General features: G+C 54.7%; 20 protein-coding genes. 9 read left to right on the forward strand and 11 right to left on the reverse strand.

Annotated features, from left to right (window positions below; translation table 11 throughout):
* Positions 1-58: 58 nt before the first annotated feature.
* Genes minC through minE form a run of 3 tightly spaced genes read left to right on the forward strand, consistent with a single transcriptional unit; the run spans position 59 to position 1,866 of the window.
* On the forward strand, positions 59-757 hold the full coding sequence (gene minC, locus HV127_RS24990; protein ID WP_181486394.1) for a septum site-determining protein MinC: 699 nt from the start codon (positions 59-61) through the stop codon (positions 755-757).
* Positions 758-780: 23 nt separating this feature from the next.
* The gene (gene minD, locus HV127_RS24995) at positions 781-1,593 is read left to right on the forward strand and encodes a septum site-determining protein MinD (RefSeq protein ID WP_110274247.1); all 813 of its coding nucleotides are present in this window, start codon (positions 781-783) and stop codon (positions 1,591-1,593) included.
* Positions 1,594-1,596: 3 nt separating this feature from the next.
* A complete protein-coding gene (minE, locus tag HV127_RS25000; RefSeq protein ID WP_004103270.1) occupies positions 1,597-1,866 on the forward strand; it encodes a cell division topological specificity factor MinE in 270 nt (89 codons plus the stop codon).
* Between the two features lie 86 nt (positions 1,867-1,952).
* Here minE and rnd read toward each other — a convergent pair whose 3' ends face one another.
* The 5 genes from rnd to HV127_RS25025 form a co-directional block, all read right to left on the reverse strand.
* Entirely contained in the window at positions 1,953-3,068 is a 1,116-nt protein-coding gene (gene rnd / locus HV127_RS25005; RefSeq protein ID WP_182240824.1) for a ribonuclease D, read from the reverse strand.
* 82 nt (positions 3,069-3,150) lie between these two features.
* Positions 3,151-4,836 carry a long-chain-fatty-acid--CoA ligase FadD gene (gene fadD / locus HV127_RS25010; protein ID WP_110274249.1) on the reverse strand — a complete coding sequence of 562 codons (1,686 nt, stop codon included), beginning with the start codon at positions 4,834-4,836 and terminating at the stop codon, positions 3,151-3,153.
* Positions 4,837-5,044: 208 nt separating this feature from the next.
* Positions 5,045-5,626 (reverse strand): Slp family lipoprotein, encoded by a 582-nt coding sequence (locus tag HV127_RS25015; RefSeq protein ID WP_112213326.1) that lies wholly within the window; start codon positions 5,624-5,626, stop codon positions 5,045-5,047.
* A gap of 44 nt (positions 5,627-5,670) precedes the next feature.
* Positions 5,671-6,366, reverse strand: coding sequence for a tRNA (adenosine(37)-N6)-threonylcarbamoyltransferase complex dimerization subunit type 1 TsaB (tsaB, locus tag HV127_RS25020; protein ID WP_182239536.1), 696 nt, complete (start codon positions 6,364-6,366; stop codon positions 5,671-5,673).
* A 67-nt stretch (positions 6,367-6,433) separates the two neighbouring features.
* Entirely contained in the window at positions 6,434-8,344 is a 1,911-nt protein-coding gene (locus tag HV127_RS25025; protein WP_182239538.1) for an ATP-dependent DNA helicase, read from the reverse strand.
* Positions 8,345-8,476: 132 nt separating this feature from the next.
* On the opposite strand from HV127_RS25025, the gene HV127_RS25030 reads away from it, so the two are divergent.
* Positions 8,477-8,821, forward strand: coding sequence for a RidA family protein (locus tag HV127_RS25030; RefSeq protein ID WP_004113724.1), 345 nt, complete (start codon positions 8,477-8,479; stop codon positions 8,819-8,821).
* 96 nt (positions 8,822-8,917) lie between these two features.
* Here HV127_RS25030 and HV127_RS25035 read toward each other — a convergent pair whose 3' ends face one another.
* Genes HV127_RS25035 through HV127_RS25055 form a run of 5 tightly spaced genes read right to left on the reverse strand, consistent with a single transcriptional unit; the run spans position 8,918 to position 14,261 of the window.
* Positions 8,918-10,057, reverse strand: a complete 1,140-nt coding sequence (locus HV127_RS25035; RefSeq protein ID WP_182240826.1) for an alginate lyase family protein — start codon at positions 10,055-10,057, stop codon at positions 8,918-8,920.
* 7 nt (positions 10,058-10,064) lie between these two features.
* Positions 10,065-11,159: a sn-glycerol-3-phosphate ABC transporter ATP-binding protein UgpC gene (gene ugpC / locus HV127_RS25040; protein ID WP_182239540.1), complete on the reverse strand. Its 1,095-nt coding sequence runs from the start codon at positions 11,157-11,159 to the stop codon at positions 10,065-10,067.
* Between the two features lie 10 nt (positions 11,160-11,169).
* The gene (locus HV127_RS25045) at positions 11,170-12,009 is read right to left on the reverse strand and encodes a carbohydrate ABC transporter permease (protein WP_182239542.1); all 840 of its coding nucleotides are present in this window, start codon (positions 12,007-12,009) and stop codon (positions 11,170-11,172) included.
* Between the two features lie 9 nt (positions 12,010-12,018).
* A complete protein-coding gene (locus HV127_RS25050; protein ID WP_228727498.1) occupies positions 12,019-12,960 on the reverse strand; it encodes a sugar ABC transporter permease in 942 nt (313 codons plus the stop codon).
* A gap of 11 nt (positions 12,961-12,971) precedes the next feature.
* The gene (locus tag HV127_RS25055; RefSeq protein WP_182239544.1) at positions 12,972-14,261 is read right to left on the reverse strand and encodes a sugar ABC transporter substrate-binding protein; all 1,290 of its coding nucleotides are present in this window, start codon (positions 14,259-14,261) and stop codon (positions 12,972-12,974) included.
* A gap of 525 nt (positions 14,262-14,786) precedes the next feature.
* On the opposite strand from HV127_RS25055, the gene HV127_RS25060 reads away from it, so the two are divergent.
* The gene (locus tag HV127_RS25060) at positions 14,787-16,025 is read left to right on the forward strand and encodes an alginate lyase family protein (protein WP_182239546.1); all 1,239 of its coding nucleotides are present in this window, start codon (positions 14,787-14,789) and stop codon (positions 16,023-16,025) included.
* Positions 16,025-18,016, forward strand: coding sequence for a heparinase II/III family protein (locus HV127_RS25065; protein WP_182239548.1), 1,992 nt, complete (start codon positions 16,025-16,027; stop codon positions 18,014-18,016). Before HV127_RS25060 ends, HV127_RS25065 begins: the two co-directional genes overlap by 1 nt.
* Positions 18,017-18,068: 52 nt before the next feature.
* On the opposite strand, the gene HV127_RS25070 is transcribed toward HV127_RS25065, so the two are convergent.
* Positions 18,069-18,248 (reverse strand): YoaH family protein, encoded by a 180-nt coding sequence (locus HV127_RS25070; RefSeq protein WP_110274258.1) that lies wholly within the window; start codon positions 18,246-18,248, stop codon positions 18,069-18,071.
* Between the two features lie 90 nt (positions 18,249-18,338).
* Here HV127_RS25070 and pabB point away from each other — a divergent pair, with 90 nt between their 5' ends.
* The 3 genes from pabB (at position 18,339) to sdaA (ending at position 21,803) form a co-directional block, all read left to right on the forward strand.
* A complete protein-coding gene (gene pabB, locus HV127_RS25075; RefSeq protein ID WP_182239550.1) occupies positions 18,339-19,694 on the forward strand; it encodes an aminodeoxychorismate synthase component 1 in 1,356 nt (451 codons plus the stop codon).
* 3 nt (positions 19,695-19,697) lie between these two features.
* A complete protein-coding gene (locus tag HV127_RS25080; protein WP_142514092.1) occupies positions 19,698-20,276 on the forward strand; it encodes a CoA pyrophosphatase in 579 nt (192 codons plus the stop codon).
* Positions 20,277-20,438: 162 nt separating this feature from the next.
* On the forward strand, positions 20,439-21,803 hold the full coding sequence (sdaA, locus tag HV127_RS25085; RefSeq protein ID WP_181485818.1) for an L-serine ammonia-lyase: 1,365 nt from the start codon (positions 20,439-20,441) through the stop codon (positions 21,801-21,803).
* The last annotated feature ends 53 nt before the right edge of the window (positions 21,804-21,856 follow it).

Here is a 21,856-nt window from a genome sequence, read left to right on the forward strand (position 1 = left end):
TCTTCGGAATATCACCGCACTTCGGCGGGTGATAAACAGCAAATTGAGTAAGGCCAGGATGTCAAATACGCCAATCGAACTTAAGGGCAGTAGCTTCACCTTATCTGTCGTTCATTTGCACGATGCAAATCCCGAGGTTATTCGTCAGGCGTTAGAAGACAAAATCGCCCAGGCCCCCGCCTTTTTACGTCATGCTCCGGTGGTTGTGAATATTAGCAGCATTGAAGATGCCGTCGACTGGCGCGCTCTTCATGAAGCGATTGCGGTCACCGGTTTGCGTATTATGGGTGTGAGCGGGTGTAAACTTCCTCGCCTGAAAACGGAAATTGACCGCGCCGGGATCCCTTTATTAACCGAAGGGAAAGAAAAAATAACCCGTCAGGCTGCACCTGAACCTGTCGCCCCGCCGCCGGTTGTTAATCAGATCACAAAAACGCGTTTGATTGATCAGCCGGTACGTTCCGGTCAGCGCATTTATGCGCCACACTGTGATCTAATTGTTACAAACCATGTGAGTGCCGGAGCGGAACTTATCGCCGATGGTAATATTCATGTCTATGGCATGATGCGGGGACGGGCGCTTGCCGGGGCTGGGGGCGACAGAGATGCCCAAATATTTTGCACTAACCTCTCGGCGGAACTGGTGTCCATCGCGGGGGAATACTGGCTGAGTGATAACATTCCGGCCGAATTTTATGGCAAAGCGGCGCGCCTGCGTTTGGGCGGCAGCGCTTTGACAATTCAATCGTTGAATTAATCCCTTTTTAACAAGGAATTTCTATGGCACGCATTATTGTTGTGACTTCGGGTAAAGGAGGCGTTGGCAAGACCACCTCCAGCGCGGCCATCGCTACTGGTTTGGCGCAGAAGGGAAAGAAAACGGTCGTTATCGACTTCGATATTGGCCTGCGTAACCTTGACCTGATTATGGGCTGCGAGCGCCGGGTCGTTTATGACTTCGTTAACGTCATCCAGGGTGATGCCACGTTGAACCAGGCGCTCATCAAAGATAAGCGCACCGAGAATCTCTTTATCCTCCCGGCTTCCCAGACGCGTGATAAAGACGCGCTGACCCGCGAAGGCGTGGATAAAGTTCTCGAAGAACTGAAAAAGATGGAATTCGATTTTGTCGTCTGTGATTCCCCTGCAGGCATCGAAACCGGTGCGCTGATGGCGCTGTACTTTGCTGATGAAGCCATCATCACCACCAACCCGGAAGTCTCCTCCGTTCGTGACTCCGACCGTATCCTCGGCATTCTGGCCTCCAAATCCCGCCGGGCAGAAAGAGGCGAAGATCCGATTAAAGAGCATCTGCTGCTGACGCGTTACAACCCAGGCCGCGTTAACAAAGGCGACATGCTGAGCATGGAAGACGTGCTGGAAATTCTGCGCATCAATCTGGTGGGCGTGATTCCGGAAGATCAGTCCGTACTGCGCGCATCTAACCAGGGTGAACCGGTTATTCTGGATGATGCCTCGGATGCGGGTAAAGCCTATGCCGATACGGTTGAACGTCTGCTCGGAGAAGAACGTCCTTTCCGCTTCATTGAAGAAGAGAAGAAAGGTTTCCTCAAACGCCTGTTCGGAGGATAAATTATGGCATTACTCGACTTTTTTCTCTCGCGGAAAAAGAACACCGCCAATATTGCGAAAGAGCGCCTGCAAATCATCGTTGCAGAGCGTCGTCGCGGCGATGCCGAACCGCATTATCTGCCGCAGCTGCGCAAAGATATTCTGGAAGTGATTTGTAAATACGTGCAGATCGACCCGGAAATGGTCAGCGTACAGCTGGAGCAGAGAGACGGTGATATTTCGATTCTGGAGTTGAACGTGACTTTGCCGGAAACCGAAGAGTCGAAACCCTGACCCTTTAGCACCCGAAAATGTCATTAAAAAACCGGCAACGCTGTGCGAAGCCGGTTTTTTTGTCTGAAACATTAGCCCGGTGCTGGTTAGCGCGGATACTCGCTTAATAATGCATTCAGACGATCGGCCATCAATTCACCACGCCAGCCGGAAACCAGTTCAGGTTGACCGTTGCCGTTTTTCAGCCCCCAGTGCCAGTTCAACAGCTGGTTAATCTGTCTTCTTGACGCCAACAGCTCTGCGCTGACCCCTTTCTCGGCGCTGACAGCCTGTACAAGCGCTTTAATGTCCTTAAACACCTTGCGATAGCCCGGCATATCAATCAGGTTCTGTAGCGGCTCTGGTAACGCTTCTTCCGGCAGCGCCTGCGCTTTTTCGACGAGACTTATCAGCGTTTTTCCATGGAAGCGAATTTCGCTACCCGATAATCCCAGGCTATCCAGCTCACCCAGGCTGCCTGGCATATAGCGAGCCACGTTCCACAGATGCTCTTCACGAACCACAAAGTTGACGGCCAGATCGCGCTCACGGGCTTCACGTAAACGCCAGTCGGCCAGCAGTTGCAAACAGCCCAATTGGCGGGTACGCAGTTGCCAGGCGTTGCCGATGTCGCGCCATGCCTGCGCCGGGTCCTGAATTTCCTGACGACGCTGCTGCATCAGTTGACATTCATCCAGCGCCGCAGAGAGCCAGCCTGCGCTTTCGGTCTCGGCCATCAATTTGCTGGCAATCGGTAGCAGGTACCAGACGTCTGCAGCAGCATAAATGCACTGGCGTTCGGTCAGCGGGCGTGCCAGCCAGTCGGTACGGGATTCACTCTTGTCCAGCGCTACGCCGGTATACTCTTCAACCATCGCAGCAAACCCCCATGACATCGGGCGACCGCAAAAAGCGGCCAGAATTTGCGTGTCGATCAGCGGTTGTGGCATCAGATGAAAGGCGTTGAGAAACACTTCTAAATCTTCGCTGCCAGCATGCAGAAATTTAGTCACATTTTGATTCAACAGCAGTTCACGCATTGGCGCCCAGTCGGTGATAACCAAAGGGTCAATCAGAGAAACCTGTTCACCGTCGAATAACTGGAGCAGACCGAGCTGCGGATAATAGGTGCGGGTGCGGACAAACTCTGTATCCAGCGCAACCGCCGGGACCGCGCTTGCCGCTTCACAGATGGCGCGCAGGCCATCGTCGGTGGTGATCATCTGATAGTTCACATCATACTCTCTTAACTTGCGCCCATAAAAAACGCCGGCTTAGCCGGCGTCTGGCGATTCACTCATAGCTTCAGGCTTTATTGTCTACTTTAGCGCGAGCTTCGTCACGTAGTTCTCGACGTAAAATTTTGCCGACGTTGGATTTCGGCAGTTCATCACGAAACTCGACCAGCTTAGGTACTTTGTAACCGGTCAGTTGACGGCGGCAAAAGGTAATCAGCATCTCTTCCGTCAGCGCGGCGTCTTTTTTCACCACGAAGATTTTCACCGCTTCACCGCTGCTTCCTGACGGTACGCCAACGGCGGCAACTTCCTGAACGCCAGAATGCTGCATCACCACGTCTTCAATTTCATTCGGATAGACGTTGAAACCGGACACGAGGATCATATCTTTCTTACGGTCGACAATACGCAGAAAACCTTCATCATCCATCACTGCGATATCGCCGGTATGCAACCAGCCATTCTTAATGATTTCAGCCGTGGCGTCCGGACGCTGCCAGTATCCCAGCATCACCTGCGGGCCTTTGACGCACAGCTCGCCCGGTTCTCCCGGCGCGACTTCATTATCGTCGTCATCGACCAGCTTGGCTTCAGTCGAGGGTACCGGCAAACCAATACTGCCGCTGTGGTAGTCGATGTCATGCGGGTTCACGCTCACCAACGGCGCACACTCCGTCAGGCCATAGCCTTCCAGAAGATATTGCCCGGTCAGCTTAACCCAGCGCTCCGCAACCACCTGCTGCACCGGCATCCCGCCGCCCGCTGAAAGATGCAGAGAAGAAAAATCGAGCTGCTGGAACTCTTTGTTATTGAGCAATGCGTTAAACAGGGTATTCACCCCGGTCATCGCGGTGAAGGGATATTTCGCCAGCTCTTTGACCAGACCCGGGATATCGCGCGGGTTGGTGATCAGCAGGTTCTGCCCGCCCAGCTCAATAAACAGCAGGCAGTTCATGGTCAGCGCAAAGATGTGGTACAGCGGCAACGCGGTAACCACCAGCTCTTTTCCACGATGCAGCAGCGGTCCGTAGGTGCCGTTCACCTGCTCAAGGTTCGCCAGCATATTACGGTGGGTCAGCATCGCCCCCTTCGCTACGCCGGTTGTCCCGCCAGTGTACTGGAGGAAAGCGAGATCCTGGGGGACGATTTCGGGCTTGATATACTGCATACGGTAACCGTTCTGCAGCGCACTACGAAATGAGATAGCGTCCGGCAGGTGGTATTTTGGCACCAGGCGCTTAATGTACTTCACCACGAAGTTAACCAGCGTACCCTTCGCCGTTGAAAGCTGATCGCCCATGCGCGTTAAAATCACGTGCTTAACCTGGGTTTTATCGACGACCTTTTCAAGGGTATGCGCAAAGTTGGAGACAATCACAATGGCGGCAGCGCCGCTGTCATTGAGCTGATGTTCCAGTTCACGCGGCGTGTACAGCGGGTTCACGTTCACCACGATCATGCCCGCGCGCAGGATACCAAATAGCGCTACCGGGTATTGCAGCAGGTTGGGCATCATCAGGGCGACGCGGTCGCCTTTTTGCAGGCCCAGGCCCTCCTGCAGATAAGCGGCGAACGCCCGACTGCGCTCCTCCAGCTTACGATAAGTCATCACCTCGCCCATGTTGATAAATGCCGGTTGGTCGGCATAGCGCGTGGTGGATTGTTCAAACAGTTCAACCAGGGATTGATAGCGGTCAGGGTTTATCTCCGCAGGAACATCCGCGGGATAACGGTTTAGCCAAACCTTTTTCACTGCATCACCTCTGAAATAATTATTCGTCGTCATCACAACCCCTGATCAACAAACACTTTGTTAACATTATATTAACTCAGCGTACCAGTTTATTAATTAGGCGTTTTACAGGTTGCGAAGCGCGTCACTATTTATTTTTCTTATTTGACTGAAAACAAAGAAACAGCGGACCAGCCGCTGTTTCTTTTTGTTTATAAAAACTACAAAATCATTCAGTTACGACGTTTCTGACTTCTGCTGGGCCTGGGTTATACCAGCCCCAACCGCCGTATCCGTAGCCCCACGGGCGCGGGCCAAACATCCACGGATCAATGGGCTGCGGCGGCATCACCACCTGCTGCACGACGTTCCAGCGCTTGTAACCGCTGGCATTCATTAGCATAAACTTGTACGGCGTGTTGCCAACTTTACCGTCCACGACGCCGACTATCGGGCCAACCACGGTCACCAGTTGACCGCGAAAATCAACCGGATCGATAAAACCATTCACATCGGCAAAAATACGCCCACGTGAAGGTTCACCCAGTTCCGGACGCGCTGCGCCGTCCAGTTGGACAGTGGCAATCTCTAAGCGAGTTTTACCCTGCTGATTCTGTACGCTGACGACCTTACCGCCAAACCGCGCTTCCTGACCGACGTAAAGCTGCGGCGCGTTCATCACGCGGACTAAATCTTGCTGCGGCGTCGGGGTAGTGCCTTTAATAGCATCCGGTACCGAAGCACACCCACTTAGCGTAGCGACAACCGCGGTCGCCACTAACCAACGTACTACCGTTTTTTGACCCGCCATGACGCGACTCCTTCCTTCTTCTCAGACTTATTAGTTACTGAGATTCACTCGCGGCCAGGAAGTTTCTTCCAGGCGACTTCATTACGTAAATAAACTGGTTCTGCGTGCTCAACGGCCACAGTTTTCCCCACCGTGAGCAGATGGCAAGCCAGCGGCAGCATATCCTGCGCTTCCGGTAACTGAATTTCACCATCAGTTAATGTTAGTCCGGAATCGTTAGCCATATCTGGCCATGCCTGCCAGCCGGTACCGACGGTCGCCCACTGCCCTTCGAGCTGTTGCAGACGTTCACTGACGCCTTCCGGCTTGAGCACCGCTTCGCTCTCTTCGCCATGCCAGACGCCCTGCTCATCGCGCTGATATTCCGCCCAGTAGACTTCGCCCATTCTGGCATCAATTGCCGCCAAAACGCGGGTTGCGCCGGTTTTACGCCACGCGCCCTGCGCCATGGTTGCCAGCGTGGAAACACCAATCATCGGTAGCTCTGCGCCTAACGCCAGTCCCTGAGCAATACCGATACCGATACGCACGCCGGTAAAGCTGCCTGGACCGCGCCCAAAGGCCAGCGCGTCGAGTTCAGTAAGCATGATGCCGCTTTCGTTGAGGACATCCTGCACCAGCGGCAGGATCCGTTGAGTATGTTCACGGGGACAGATTTCGAAATGAGCACTGAGGGTGCCATCATTCCACAGCGCCGCAGAGCAGGCCTCTGTGGCGGTATCGATAGCCAAAATTCGCATGGGTTGTCGCGCTCTCGCTCTAGCAGATTGACAAAATGGCGCGCAGCTTACCACATTTTGCCACGCATTACCTCGCTGGCGGCACCGCCAGGAAACGCACCGCCCGACGGATATCGCGAGTTCGCGGCGCGGGCGGCAGGCTAGCGAGGAACGTTGCACCATACGGACGCATCACCAGGCGGTTGTCGCAGATAACCAGCACGCCGCGATCGTCAATATCGCGAATCAAGCGCCCGACGCCCTGTTTTAAGGTGATAACCGCGTCCGGCAGTTGAACCTCATCAAATGGGTCGCCGCCGCGCAGACGGCAGTCTTCCATTCGCGCTTTGAGTAGCGGATCGTCCGGGGAGGTGAAAGGCAGTTTATCGATAATCACCAGTGAGAGCGCATCACCGCGCACGTCCACCCCTTCCCAGAAGCTGCTGGTCGCCACCAGCAGGGCGTTACCCGCGCTAACAAACTGCTGCAGAAGTTGGCCTTTACTGGTTTCCCCTTGCAAAAGAACCGGCAGCGTCATGGTGGCGCGGAATTGTTCAGCGAGATCGCGCATCATGGCGTGCGAGGTGCACAGCATAAAGCAGCGACCATCGTTGGCTTCAATCAGCGGTTTGAGCATCGCCGCCAGATGCCTTGCTGCACCGGGTTGATTGGGCAATGGCAAATTTCGCGGCACGCACAGCAGCGCCTGATGAGCATAATCAAAGGGGCTGGGCAGCAGCAGCGTTTGCGCTTCGCCAATTCCCAGACGATCGGTGAAATGGTGCAGATCATCGTTAACCGACAGCGTCGCCGAGGTAAAGATCCAACTCCCCGGTTTTTGCACCATCACTTCTTTAAATTTATCCGCCACCGTCAAAGGTGTCAGCGCCAACGTAAAGTGGCGGGAGTTGCATTCGTACCAATAGCTGTAACCGGGCTGATTGGTATCCTTCAGCCGTTTAAGCCGCCCGCGGTATAACGTCGCCCGTTCGAAGGCAGCATCAAGCAGCGCTGAGCGTCCGAGAGACAGTTTTGCCACGTCGTAACACAGCTCAAGGGCATCATCGAGCAGCAGCAGCGCACGCTGAATATTGTTATCCGCCAGGAGCTCACGCAGGTTACCGCGATAGCCCGGATCGCCTAATTGCAGGCGAAAATCCTGCGCGCTCTGGGCCAGGCGGTCAGCGCATTTCTGTAGCTGCTGGGTGTCTTTCAGTTCGGTACGGTAAGCAATCGTGATGTCTTTCGCCAGATCCAGCAACTGGCGGCTGGAGAGCGATTGACCAAAATATTGGCTGGCGATGTCCGGCAACTGATGCGCTTCATCGAAGATCATCACTTCCGCTTCCGGAATCAATTCGCCAAAGCCGCTCTCTTTCACCACCATATCGGCGAGGAACAGATGGTGGTTAACGACCACCACATCGGCATCCATCGCCTTTTTCCGCGCTTTAACGACAAAGCAATCTTTATACAGGGGGCAGTCGCTACCCAGACAGTTGTCGTTGGTGCTGGTGACCAGCGGCCAGGCCTGAGAATCTTCCGCCACGCTCACGCAGGTGCTGATATCGCCATCAATAGTTTGGTTCGACCACGATCGCAGCAGAATGACGTCGCTGAGGGTTTGCACCGGCAGGTCGCCCCCGGCAAGCGCTTGTTGTTCAAGACGCTCAAGGCAGAGGTAGTTCGAGCGCCCTTTCAGCAAGGCCAGTTTCCCGGCGAACTTCAGCGCTTTGGCCACGGTGGGCAAATCCCGGCTATAGAGCTGATCCTGCAACGCTTTCGAGCCGGTGGAGATGATGACTTTTTTATTTGCACGCAGCGCTGGCGCCAGGTACGCGTAAGTTTTCCCGGTTCCTGTTCCCGCTTCAACCACCAGCGGACGGGTTTCTTCAATCGCGCTGGCGACGGCGAAAGCCATCTGGCGCTGCGGCTCGCGTGGTTTAAATCCCGCAATCGCGCTGGCCAACTGGCCGTCTGCTGCAAAATCGTCGATCACATTACCCCCTGGTTATTTGGACAGTGATTATGTCAGGGTGGGCTGGTTTTCGCCAGTACGGGTAGTGACGCAGATGAAACATTGTGGCAGTCTGGCCGCAGTTTGATGAACCGGAATAAAGAGGAAATAAAAATGACAATTACGCGTATCGATGCCGAAGCCCGCTGGTCTGATGTCGTGATCCACAACCAGACGCTGTACTACACCGGCGTACCATCAAATCTGGATGCCGACGCCTGCGCGCAAACCGCTGACACTCTGGCGCAGATTGACGCAGTGCTGGAAAAACAGGGCAGCAGCAAGTCGCGCATTCTTGATGCCACTATTTTCCTCGCCGACGGCGCTGATTTTGCGGCGATGAACCAGGCATGGGATGCCTGGGTTGTCGCTGGCCACGCGCCGGTGCGCTGCACCGTACAGGCCAAACTGATGAATCCAAAGTACAAAGTCGAGATTAAGATTATCGCCGCAGTCTAAGCGATAATTATGTAGGCCGGATAAGGCGGTACGCCGCCATCCGGCAACGTACGCCACATTGCCTGATGGCGCTACGCTTATCAGGCCTACAAACTATCAGCCCGGACACCACATTAACTGTTCTTTGAGCTGCAAAGTCTCCCGCGGCAAACACTTCAGCACTTCACGATAGTTGGCCGACTGTTTCGGATAACCACGTACCGACTGCAACAACAGGCGCAGCGCGCTATCCCAGACAATCCCCTGCAAATCACTGTACGGCCAAAGATCCGGTTCGCGAATAAACGGCACCAGATAATCAATCCCCTGTTTCACCCCGCGCCCGTCGCGAATGTGATTCCAGCGGTCAAATTCCACGTGCTCGGCGTAACGGTTAAGCAACAGATGCGCTTCCAGGTTAAACAGCGAGTAGTGGAACGGAATGGTGCGCTCCAGCTCCATCGTCTGCTTACCGTCCTGGTCAATTTGCGCCGCCATCCGCTGGGTAATCCCCTGCTCGATAATGCGCGCCGCCAGCCCCTTATCGCCATAAAACAGCGCATTGACCGTGCGCTGGGCGTCATACCAGGTACCGTGGTTATTGTGCCAGACGTATTCGGAATGGCCGATTTCGCTGTAGTACATCCAGTGGTTAAAATCGCGAAACCACTGATGCAGGCCGATAATATCGTCAGTATCCAGAACGCTGGCGGCATTAATCAGCCCGATGGTATCCACCACCATCCACAGCAGACGCGTATCGATAAGCCCGGTGCCGCGCCCGGAGACAATCCCCGGGATCGCCTGGCCGTAGTTCAGATGCGGATTCATCCGTGTCTCGGCATCGAGGAACCAGCAGCGAATCTGTTGTGCCGCTGCCAGCGCATACTGCCGCTGGCCGGTAAAGTACCAGGCTAACCCCAGCGTCAGGCAGCGCTCGCACATGCGGATGATGCGTGAGGTGTCGGTGTCGTTATTCTCGCACTGCGGATTGATATGCCCGTCGCGGCGGATATAGGGCAGCCCGTTCGGCCGCCGTGGATTTGGCCACCAGTAGGTGCCCAGGCTGTAGTAATCGTGCGCGTCACCGCTCGCCGGGCGCAATTTTTTATGCACCACGCTTTCCGGCGGTTCGCGCCTCACGACATCGGCCTCAGAGACCAGTTGACTCAGCGCCAACTGGAGCGGCGAGAATGGCTGCTTTAAGCTTGCGCGAGCATTTTCCAGACAGGCTTCATCCAGGGTGTACAGCTTCATCGCCACCTTATTTTTCCTCCCCACACGCGATGCGTAGGCCGCTTTGCGCGTCAAACAGATGCACGCCGGAGAGCTTCGGCTGCAGCCAGATGTTATCACCCTCTTTGACCGGCAGACGCTGCTTGAACACCGAGGTGAACGCCCCGCCGCCGGTGTCGCAGAATAGCTGCATATCCGAGCCGGTATTCTCCACCGCTGTCACTTTCGCCGCCAGCGCGTCGTCGCGGGCTTCGTGCACCACGTTGACCTGCTCTGGGCGAATCGCATACACCACCTGTTGACCGTTTTTCACCTGCAACCCGGCAGGCAGCGCCAGCAACGAACCGTCTTTCAGGCGCAGGCTGGTCCCGCTGGCGTTCAGTACCACTTCACCCGGTAGCTGGTTGATTTCCGGCGAGCCGATAAAACCGGCGACAAACAGGTTGGCGGGCTGGTCGTATAGCTCCAGCGGCGTTCCCGCCTGCTCAATGCGCCCGTCGCGCAGCACGACAATCATTTGCCCCATGGTCATCGCTTCGATCTGATCGTGGGTCACGTACACCGAGGTGGTTTTTAACCGGCGGTGCAGTTCGCGTATTTCGCCGCGCACCTGGGTACGCAATTTGGCGTCGAGGTTCGATAACGGTTCGTCGAACAAAAACACCTGCGGCTTGCGCACTATGGCACGACCCATCGCCACACGCTGACGCTGACCACCGGAGAGATCTTTCGGTAGACGCTCCAGCAGCGGCTCCAGCCCCAGCAGCGCCGCCGCCTCGTTAACCTTCTGGTTGATATCCGCTTTCGGCAGGCGCGCCATCTTCAGGGCAAAACCCATATTTTCACGCACCGTCATTTGCGGGTACAGCGCATAGCTCTGGAACACCATCGCAATATCGCGCAGCTTCGGCTCAACCTCAGTGACGTTACGTTCGTTGATGTGCACTTCACCGCCGGAAATTTCCTCAAGACCAGCAATCATCCGCAGCAGCGTCGATTTACCGCAGCCACTGGGGCCGACGAGGACGCAAAATTCACCGTCCGGGATAGTCAACGACACATCCTTAATGACGTAAGCATCACCGTATGACTTGCGCACGCTATTCAATACAACCGATCCCATCGCTAACCCCTTATCCTTTGACCGCGCCGGACATAATCCCGCGATTAAAATGTTTTTGCAGACCCAGATAGACGATGATGCTTGGCAGCATCGCCAGTAACGTAATGGCGATAAAAATGTTCGGCGTGATGCTCTCATCAGTACGCAGCGTGCCGAGGATCACCGGAATGGTGTTCAGGCTGTCCTGGTTAACCACAATCAGCGGCAACAGGTACTGGTCCCAAATCATAATGAATCCAAAGGTCACTACCGTGCCCAGCGCCGGTTTCACCAGCGGCAGGATCACATGGAAGAAAATCTGCCATTCGTTAGCACCATCAATACGCGCCGCCTCCTCCAGCTCTTTCGGAATGGCTGACATAAATTCGGTCAACACGAAGATGGAGAACGCCCAGCCCACCACCGGCAAGATCATCCCGAGGTAACTGTTGTACAGCGAGGCGTCGATAAACGGCAGCCGCCAGTTGATAATCATGTACAGCGGAATGGCGATAACCTCTTCCGGTAGCATCATGGTGGAGAGGATAACGAGGCTTACCAGCGCCACGCCGTGAAACTTTTTACGTGCCAGCGCATAAGCCGCCAGCGCACTGACTGAGACCTGCAACACGGTGCCGAAGAACACCACCAGAATCGAGTTCAGCAAGTACTGCCAGACGCCGATATCCATCCATGCAAAGATGAAGTTCTCGAAGGAGAACTGATTTGGCCAGGCCAACAGTTCCCCCGGCTTCACCGGCGCGCCGCTAAAAGCGGTGGCAACAATGCCCCAGAACGGCCCGACGAAGACAATCAGCAGCAGCGCGTAGATGCACCAGCGCCCTGCGGTATCCCAACGTTTACTTAACATCACGGCTCCTTAGTAACGTGCGATACGTTTTTTCAGCGTCAGATGACAGATGGTTAACAGCACCGTAAAGGTGAACAGCAGGAACGACACCGCCGAGGCGTAGCCATAGTCAAACTGCTCGAAACCCAGTTTATAGATGTGGGTCATCACCATTTCCGTAGAGTTTGACGGCCCGCCGCCGGTGGTGGCGTACACTTCGGCAAACACGCGGAAACCACGAATAAAGGAGAGCATCAGCACCACCGACAGCGCTGGGATCATGCCCGGCAGCGTGACGTAGCGCAGGCGGTTCCACCAGTTCGCACCGTCAACGTTTGAGGCGTCATACAAGTCACGACTGATGCCCGCCAGACCGGCGATAAAAATCACCATGTTGTAGGGCACTGCTTTCCAGATATGCAGCAGCATGATGACTCCCAGCGCCTGGTCAGAACTGGCGAGAAAACCCTGATCCGCCACGCCAAACCAGCTCAGGATATGGTTCATCACCCCGTTTGGCGTTGGGTTGAACAGGATGCGCCACATTTCCGCGACAATCGCCGCGCTGGTCACCGCCGGTAAGAAGATAGCGGTACGGATAAAGCGCAGGTGGCGCGCCGGACCTTCCAGCAGCATGGCAAGGAAGAACGCGAGTATTGCGGCGGCGAACATGGTGACCACCACGTACAGCAGCGTATTGACCACCGCCGCATGTAGCTCCACGTCGGCGAAGGCGCGGGTGAAGTTGGCAAACCCCACCCACTCATTGGGCTGATTAAAGTTGACCTTGTAGAAGCTCATCACCAGACCCTGAATCATCGGGATGAACTTAAACCAGCTAAAAATAATCAGCGCGGGGGCCAGAAACAGCCACGGGATCAGCGCCCGCTTGCGTTTTGCCGTCAGCCATCCGCTCGCGTCAGGCGAAGCGGCTTGCTTTAGCGGCGAGGACTTCGTCTCGTGCAGCGTCATAACTCAATTCCTCACTTAGCTAATACATTCTGTTTTTCAAGCTCAGCGTTCACCTTGCCGTCAATCGTTTTCAGCTCAGCAGAAATGTCGCTGTTACAGTCGGCAAAGATACGGTTAAAGCCATCGGCTGCCACCAGGCGTACCGGCGTCCAGTTTGGGATCTGCGGCACATAGCGACCCTGCTCGTTGTACAATTTGGCGAAGGTTTCCCAGCGCGCATCCTGATACACCGCTTTGACATCGACGTTCTTATTCACCGGCAGGCGGACAACGGGAATATGTTTACTACCTTTGCCCATACCAATTTCCTGACCTTCCGGCGAAATCATAAATTCGATAAACTGGCGCGCCGCATCTTTCTGCTTGCTGCTCTTCATCATGAAGACCGTGGTGCCTTCGGCGAGAGTGGCCTCACCTTTTGGCCCAACGACAGGCACAACCTCAAAGTTGTCTTTCCCAGGATCTTTATCAAACAGCGCAATGTGATACGGGCCGCTAAAGAACATGCCGCTCTGACCTGAACGGAATGACGGGATAACATCGGCAGTCGTGGCGTTAATGGCTCCCGGCTGAGTCACTTTTTCGCACATCATGGTGCGCATAAAAGTCATCGCCTGAGCGACTTCCGGGGTATTGAGCGAGGCGCTGAATTTACCGTTATGGTCGCTGACGAAATCCCCACCAGCCTGCCAGATAAAGCTGCTCATAAACCAGCTGGCATAGCCACGGGTGGTGGACGCCGGGACGATAAAACCGTAGGTATCATTTTTACCGTTGCCGTCAGGATCTTGTGTGGTAAAGGCTTTGGCGAGGGTCTGGATATCATCCCAGCTTTTCGGCGACGGCAAGCCCAGCTTTTCACGCCAGTCTTTGCGCACGAACAGGGCGAAGGTTTGTGCCGAAGTTGGCACGCCGTAATATTTGCCGTCGATATAGCGGGTACTGTTCCAGGCCGTCTGATAGAGCTCGTCGCCGCCGTTTATCGCTTTGGGGTCGATTTCATCAGCAATACCGAGCTGGATAAACTGCCCCAGCGATGCCGCATCGTTAAAGATCAGATCAGGTAAGGCGTTGCCCGCTGTGGCACGTGCCAGACGCTGCTCGAAATCGGTGGTCGCGTTGAAGTATTCGATTTTGATTCCGGTTTTTTCTTCAAACTTTTCCGCCTCTTGTTTGTAGATATTTTTCGAGTCGTTGCTTGCACGGATCCAGACGTTAAGGGTTGTGGCGGCGTAACTCTGCCCGACGCCCAGTCCCAGAGCGGAAAGAAGTAACAATGAACGTAATTTATTCGCAGACATGATTGCATATCCTTTATTGTTGGGCACAAAGGTAATTAAATTCGCAAAAGTGCATTTTCAGAGAAAAATAAAAATCATTTCGATATTAATTCAATATGCGTAAAAATATTTACGATCATTAAATAGAAATATATTTCCCAATACAACCACACAAAAAAGAAATCGTATTTCAAAAATCAAAAAATTGAAGCAGGTCACACACAAACGTGACACAAAAAGTGACATTGAGTTTTAATTCATTAAAATCAATGCGTTGTATTTTTACCGATTCCGTTAAAATTTTAAACAAAAATAGAAAAACGCTTAATTCTGTGACTCACCTTGCATTAAATGCGTCGTTTTTTATCCATAGCGATAAGCTTGACACTCATCACAAAAAAAATAACTTTGTCTTTTACACTGCACCGCATCGCTTTCATAAACACATTATTTTTAATTAAACCGCCTGTCTCTTATGCCTCTTAAATACGTGGCAGGTATAATTCTGTTGTTATCTTTTCTCTTATTTGCAGAAGGGTTATCACGATGAACTCAATACCTCACTGGAGAATATTCGGCATTGCGCTGCTTTGTTCTGGTTTAAGCACATCACTGTACGCCGCCGAGCCTTATACGCTCGATGGCAAAGATTTGGCCTTCAGCCGCCAGCAAATCGCCGCCAAAGACCCGTTATTTGTCCAGGCACAAAGCGCGCTGTTAAAAAAAGCGGACCTTGCATTAAAACACCCGCTGTTTTCGGTGATGGATAAAACGCTGGTCGCCGCCAGCGGCAACAAGCACGACTATTACAGTTTCCCACCGTACTGGTGGCCAGACCCGAACACGAAAGACGGACTGCCGTACATTCGCAAAGATGGGCAAACCAACCCGGACGCCAACAGCGATGCCACCGACAAAAACCGGTTGGTGAAGATGAGTAACGATGTGTCCACGCTAGCGCTGGCGTGGTATTTCTCTGAGGATAATCGCTATGCGCAGAAAGCTGCCGAGCAGATTAAAAGCTGGTTCCTTAACCCAGAAACTCGCATGACGTCAAACCTGCAATACGCGCAAGCGATCCCTGGCATTAATACCGGACGCGGCATTGGTATCATCGACAGCCGGGCGCTGGTTGAGGTGGTTGACGCTATCGCGGTGTTGCAATCCTCCGGCGCATTAAGCGAGACCGAGGTGGCTGAGCTTAAGCAGTGGTTCGGCGAGTTTTATCACTGGATGACCACCAGCCAGAACGGTTTTGAAGAAGAGAATTGGCATAACAACCACGGCACCTATTTTGACATGCAGGCCGCTACGTTTGCCCTGTTCAGCGGCAAAACCGATGAGGCAAAAAAGCGTCTATATATCACGCAGCTGCGGCGCATTGCCGGACAGTTTGACGTTGAAGGGCGTCAGATGGCGGAGCTTGAGCGTACCCGTCCGTGGCACTACAGCAACTTCAACCTCGAAGCCTACAACCGCCTGGGGCGTCTGGGTGAGAAAGCGGGCGTTGATATCTGGAACTTCACCCTCGACGACCATAGCCTGCGCAAGGGCTATCAGTATGTCGCTGGATTTATTAACAGCGATACGCCATGGCCGTGGAAAGACCTCGACAAAATGGACGATAAGAAAGCGCTGCGTAATATTGCCACCGCCGCCCACGCCTGGCCGGATGACATGTTATTCCGCGAAAAAGCCCAGTGGTTGCGCGCGAAATACCCTGACGATATCACCACGCTCATCGCCCCGCTTCCCGCGTCAGCAGAGGTCAAGGATAACCACTGATGAAACAATTTTCTGGGCTATGGCCCGACATTGCCAGACGTGCAGCCGGCAATAACGGCCTGATTGAACAGCTCGTGAAGAATGCACAACCGATGCTCGACGCCGCCGTGTGCATCCCGCAAACCGGTATTGCGAGCTGGAATCTCTACTATTTTTGCTCGCACCATGGGGTGCGGCTCACCTGGCAGGCAGACTCCCCTCATCATCACGCCTGCCCGGTTGACGGCGAAGTTTTTAGCGGCGAGCCATGGGACGGAGCCTGGTGGCGGGAGATGAACGGACGCAACGCCAGCGCCTGTCAGCAGCTGGGGCTGCTGTGGCAGTTGACCGGCGAAACGGTGTATCGCGATAAAGTCCGCACGTTACTGATGGGGTATGCAGACGTGTACCCCGCCTATGAAGTCCACGGCGATATCCCCAACAACGGTCCGGGGAAAATGAACGCCCAAACGCTGTGTGAAGCAAACTGTATTCTGGAGATGGCGCTGGGATACGACTTTATTCGTGACGGTTTAACACCCGCCGAACAGCAGCACATCAGCCAAAACCTGCTGCGCTGCGCTGCGACGTTTTTACGCGAGCATCGCAGCCCGCAAATTCATAATCACGAGGTGAAAATCAGCGCTGCGCTCGGCGTGCTGGGTTTTGTCCTTGAAGATGATGCGCTACTGGAGTTTGCCGTTAACCAACCCTACGGCCTGCGCTGGCAACTCGAGCATGGGCTGCTGGCGGAAGGCTTGTGGTTTGAGGGGTCGGTACATTACCACTATTACGCGCTGCAGGGGTTCTTTGCCTTTGAGAAGCTGGCGCGCGGCACCCGCTGGAGCCTGATTGATGGCCCGTGGTATCAGCCGATGCTGAAGTTTCCCCTCTCATTGTTGTTGCCGGATGGCTCCTTCCCACGGCTCAATGACTGCCTTGCCGGACAGGAGAAACTGCATCACCGGGATCTGTACGAATTTGCCTGGTTTATCTGGCACGACCCGCAATACGCCGCGGTGTTGCAGTTTACCGACGCGGAGCCCGACGAGCGCGAAACGCTGCTGTGGCGCGATCGGCCGCTACCGGAAACCACGCTGGCACTTATTCCTCAGCAGTCGCTGTTTGCGCCGGGTGCGGGGATCACGCTCTGGCGACGGCCGCAAGAAGTGCTATTGATTAAACATAGTCCGTGGGGCGGCGAGCACGACCATTACGACCGGCTGGGGCTGATGCTCTGGCAGCGCGAGGGTTGGCTGCTGCCGGACATGGGTACCACCGGTTACGGTGCCAAAATGCACTATGACTATTACAAGAATAGTGCCACCCATAACACGTTGACGGTCAATCAGACCAACCAACCTCCGGCTAACCCGGATGTGCTGGGCTGGCATATGGGCGAGGATTATCTCTGGCTGGACAGCGAAGTAGACTGGAGCAAACCGCCACCGGAACTGAACAGCCATTCGCGGGTCGAGTGGGACGTTAATGCCTGGCGCGAAGTGCGCTTTCGCCGCCGCTTACTGTGGCTGGACGATGTGCTGATCGACCTGTCGACGGTGGAGAACCCGCATCGCCAGCAGCTCGACTGGACGCTACATCTGGCGGCACAGGCGCTGGACCAGAGCGGCACGCCGCAGCCCTTCTCGCTCAGCGGGCCACTGCGTGGTATGGAAGGTTCCACCATGACGCCGCTGCACGGCTGTCAGCCACGCCATTTTGCCCGTGACGGCGATACGGTAGCGCTGTGGTTGGCGGGTGACGGTGAGCTGTGGCAAGGGTTGGCTCCGGATAACCCGGCGGTAAGCAATCTCAGTTATCTGGTGTTACGCAACCATCTACCGCAGGCGAGATTTGTCTGTCTGTGGGACCTGACGAAGTCTGCGCCGTTAACCGAGGTCAGCGTGAACCACACGGCTACTAGCACACAGCTCACCTACTGGCGTGGCGAAAGCATGGCGCAGATAACGCTACACGACGATCCCGAACGGCTACCTGATGTCATCAATTGACTTTCCGCCTTCTGCCTAAGGAAGGTGGCATGACACGAATGACGGTATTAGCTTACTCGTCTTCATCCTCAAAGCGCGCCACAATCCGATCGCCGGTATGCGAGGCGCGCAGTTCGTTAGCCACTAAAGAGATAGCCTCGCCGCTGCTCATGCCCTGCGACATCAGTTCCTGAATTCGTTCTACTGCTTTTTGCTGTTGCTCGTGGCTCAGCGAAGGTAAACCTGCAAACATCACTCACTCCTGCTACATTGTGGGGCGTAATTATTTCACGCCGTCCTCTAGTATACCAGCAGGCGGTAACGATCAGGATTGAAGAAGACGATGTTGTCCCCCGCGATTATTTCCCTGCCCTGGCGTGCGGATGCCGCTGAACACTATTTTAAGCCATTAAGTTCACAACCCTGGGCAATGCTACTGCACTCTGGTTTTGCCAATCATGCACATAGTCGGTTTGACGTTATCGTCGCTCAGCCATGCGCAACGCTGGTGACCCACGGTCAAACTACCGTTATAAGCGAGGGCGAAACGACCACAACGTCAAGCGCCGATCCGCTCGCGCTCGTGCATCAACAACTGGTAAAGCATAATCTGCAACCGCAAGCTCATCCGCATCTGCCGTTTCTTGGCGGCGCGCTGGGGCTGTTCGGCTACGATCTTGGGCGGCGTTTTGAAACGCTACCGTCGCAGGCGGATGCGGATATCGCCCTGGCGGATATGGCGGTGGGGATCTATGACTGGGCATTGATTGTCGACAATCATCGCCAGGAAGTGTCGTTAATCAGCTATGACGATCCGCAGCGCTGCCTTGCGTGGCTGGAGGCGCAATCAGCCCCGGTCGTTGAGCCTTTTGAACTGACTTCGCCATGGCGCTCAAATATGAGTCGCGAGGAGTACGGCCAAAAATTTCGCCAGATTCAGGCTTATCTGCACAGCGGCGACTGCTATCAGGTCAACCTGGCGCAGCGCTTCAGGGCCAGCTATCGCGGGGATGAATGGCAAGCGTTCTGCCAGCTTAATCGCGCCAATCGCGCACCGTTCAGCGCCTTTATCCGCCTGCCTGAAGGGGCAATATTGAGCCTGTCGCCCGAGCGCTTTATTCAGCTACATCAAAGTGAAATCCAGACCCGACCGATTAAAGGCACCTTGCCAAGACTGTCCGACCCCGAGCTGGATGCGCAGCAAGCGAAAACGCTGGCGAACTCGCCGAAAGACCGCGCAGAAAACCTGATGATCGTCGATTTAATGCGCAACGACATTGGCCGGGTTGCCGTGCCCGGTAGCGTTCGCGTCCCCGAACTGTTCGTCGTTGAACCGTTCCCTGCCGTACATCATCTGGTGAGCACCATTACCGCCAGATTGCCCGCTCATCTTCACGCTACCGACCTGCTGCGCGCCGCGTTTCCCGGCGGCTCAATTACCGGCGCGCCGAAGGTCAGAGCGATGGAAATTATCGATGAACTGGAGCCGCAAAGGCGCAATGCGTGGTGCGGAAGCGTCGGCTATATCAGCTTCTGCGGCAATATGGATACCAGCATCACCATCCGCACGCTCACCGCCAGGCAGGGGCAGCTTTTCTGCTCCGCCGGTGGCGGTATTGTGGCCGATAGCGAAGAAGCAGCGGAATATCAGGAAACTTTTGATAAAGTTAATCGTATCCTGCATCAACTGGAGAGCTAGAACATGGCGGACAGCGCCCTCGACCTTGACGACTTTCTTTCTCGTTTTCAGCTTCTGCGACCACAGCCCACAGCCAATGCGCTCAACCAGCGTCAGGCTGCGGTTCTGGTGCCAATTGTTCGCCGTCAGCAGCCGGGCCTGTTGCTAACCCAACGCTCGCCGCTGATGCGTAAACATGCCGGACAGGTTGCTTTCCCAGGCGGCGCGGTGGATAACAGCGATGCCACGCTTATTGCCGCCGCGCTGCGCGAGGCGCAGGAAGAAGTAGCGATACCACCAGAGTCCGTTGAAATTATTGGTGTTCTTCCGCCAGTTGATAGCGTAACCGGTTTTCAGGTGACGCCGGTGGTCGGGATTATCCCGCCTAATCTGCACTATCATGCCAGTCAGGATGAAGTCGCGGCAGTCTTCGAAATGCCGCTGGCTGAGGCGCTGCGACTCGGGCGCTATCACCCGCTGGATATTCATCGGCGCGGTAATTCACATCGCGTCTGGCTGTCGTGGTATCAGCATTATTTTGTCTGGGGCATGACCGCGGGCATTATTCGTGAACTGGCGCTACAGATAGGCTCCCGTCCTTAACTATACTTAAACCTGGACGATGCTCTCAGCATTAGTAAATTCTCGGTTATCCATTAGTTTAATTCATGTGAATACTTAAGCTGATGGCACGGTTCCCTCTTACACTATGCGCAGTTATTACATCGTTACCGCACCCGCGGTAACCCTGTCAGGAGTGTTATCGTGATTAGTATATTCGACATGTTCAAGGTGGGGATCGGTCCCTCATCTTCCCATACTGTAGGCCCGATGAAGGCCGGTAAACAGTTCGTCGATGACCTGGTCGAAAAGGGATTGCTTAATGAAGTGACTCGCGTGGCGGTTGACGTCTACGGTTCACTGTCATTAACCGGCAAAGGCCACCACACAGATATTGCGATTATTATGGGACTGGCAGGCAATCAGCCTGATACGGTCGACATTGACGCAATTCCGGCATTTATCCGCGACGTTGAAGCACGCGGTCGCCTGCTGCTGGCGCAAGGGCAGCATGAGGTCGATTTCCCGCAGGATGACGGTATGCGTTTTCGTAGCGATAACCTGCCGCTGCACGAGAACGGCATGACCATTCACGCCTGGGCTGGTGATAAAGAAATCTACAGCAAAACTTATTATTCCATCGGCGGGGGCTTTATCGTCGATGAAGAGCATTTCGGCAAAGAAAATGTTGGTGAAGTCAGCGTCCCATACCCGTTTAAATCCGCGCAGGAGATGCTGGGCTACTGCAAAGAAACCGGCATGTCGCTTTCCGGCATGGTGATGCAGAACGAGCTGGCGCTGCACAGTAAAAAAGAGATTGAAGATTACTTTGCTAACATCTGGCACACCATGAGCGCCTGTATCGATCGCGGCATCAATACCGAAGGCGTGCTGCCTGGACCACTGCGCGTTCCTCGTCGCGCCTCGGCGCTGCGGCGTCTGCTGGTCGCCAGCGATAAACTCTCTAACGATCCGATGAACGTGGTGGATTGGGTCAACATGTTCGCCCTGGCGGTCAATGAAGAGAACGCCGCCGGTGGCCGCGTAGTGACTGCGCCCACCAACGGTGCCTGCGGTATTGTTCCGGCGGTGCTGGCCTACTACGACCACTTTATCGAGTCCGTCAGCCCGGATATCTATATTCGCTACTTCCTGGCCTCTGGCGCTATCGGCGCGTTGTATAAGATGAATGCTTCAATTTCCGGTGCGGAAGTTGGCTGTCAGGGTGAAGTCGGCGTGGCCTGCTCAATGGCGGCGGCGGGCCTGGCTGAAATCCTCGGAGCCAGCCCGGAGCAGGTTTGCGTGGCCGCGGAAATCGGGATGGAGCATAACCTCGGTCTTACCTGCGACCCGGTAGCCGGACAGGTGCAGGTTCCCTGCATCGAGCGTAATGCGATTGCCTCGGTTAAAGCGATCAACGCCACCCGAATGGCAATGCGCCGAACCAGCGAACCGCGCGTCTCCCTCGATAAAGTCATTGAGACCATGTATGAGACCGGTAAAGATATGAACGCCAAATACCGGGAAACGTCGCGCGGCGGCCTGGCTATCAAAGTTCAGTGCGATTAATGATTATTTAAACGAATGCGTCCATCGGACGCATTCTTCTTTTTTATCGATTC

Origin of the sequence: Klebsiella sp. RHBSTW-00215 (genome assembly GCF_014103785.1) — a bacterium.
In the GTDB taxonomy this organism is placed as follows: domain Bacteria; phylum Pseudomonadota; class Gammaproteobacteria; order Enterobacterales; family Enterobacteriaceae; genus Klebsiella.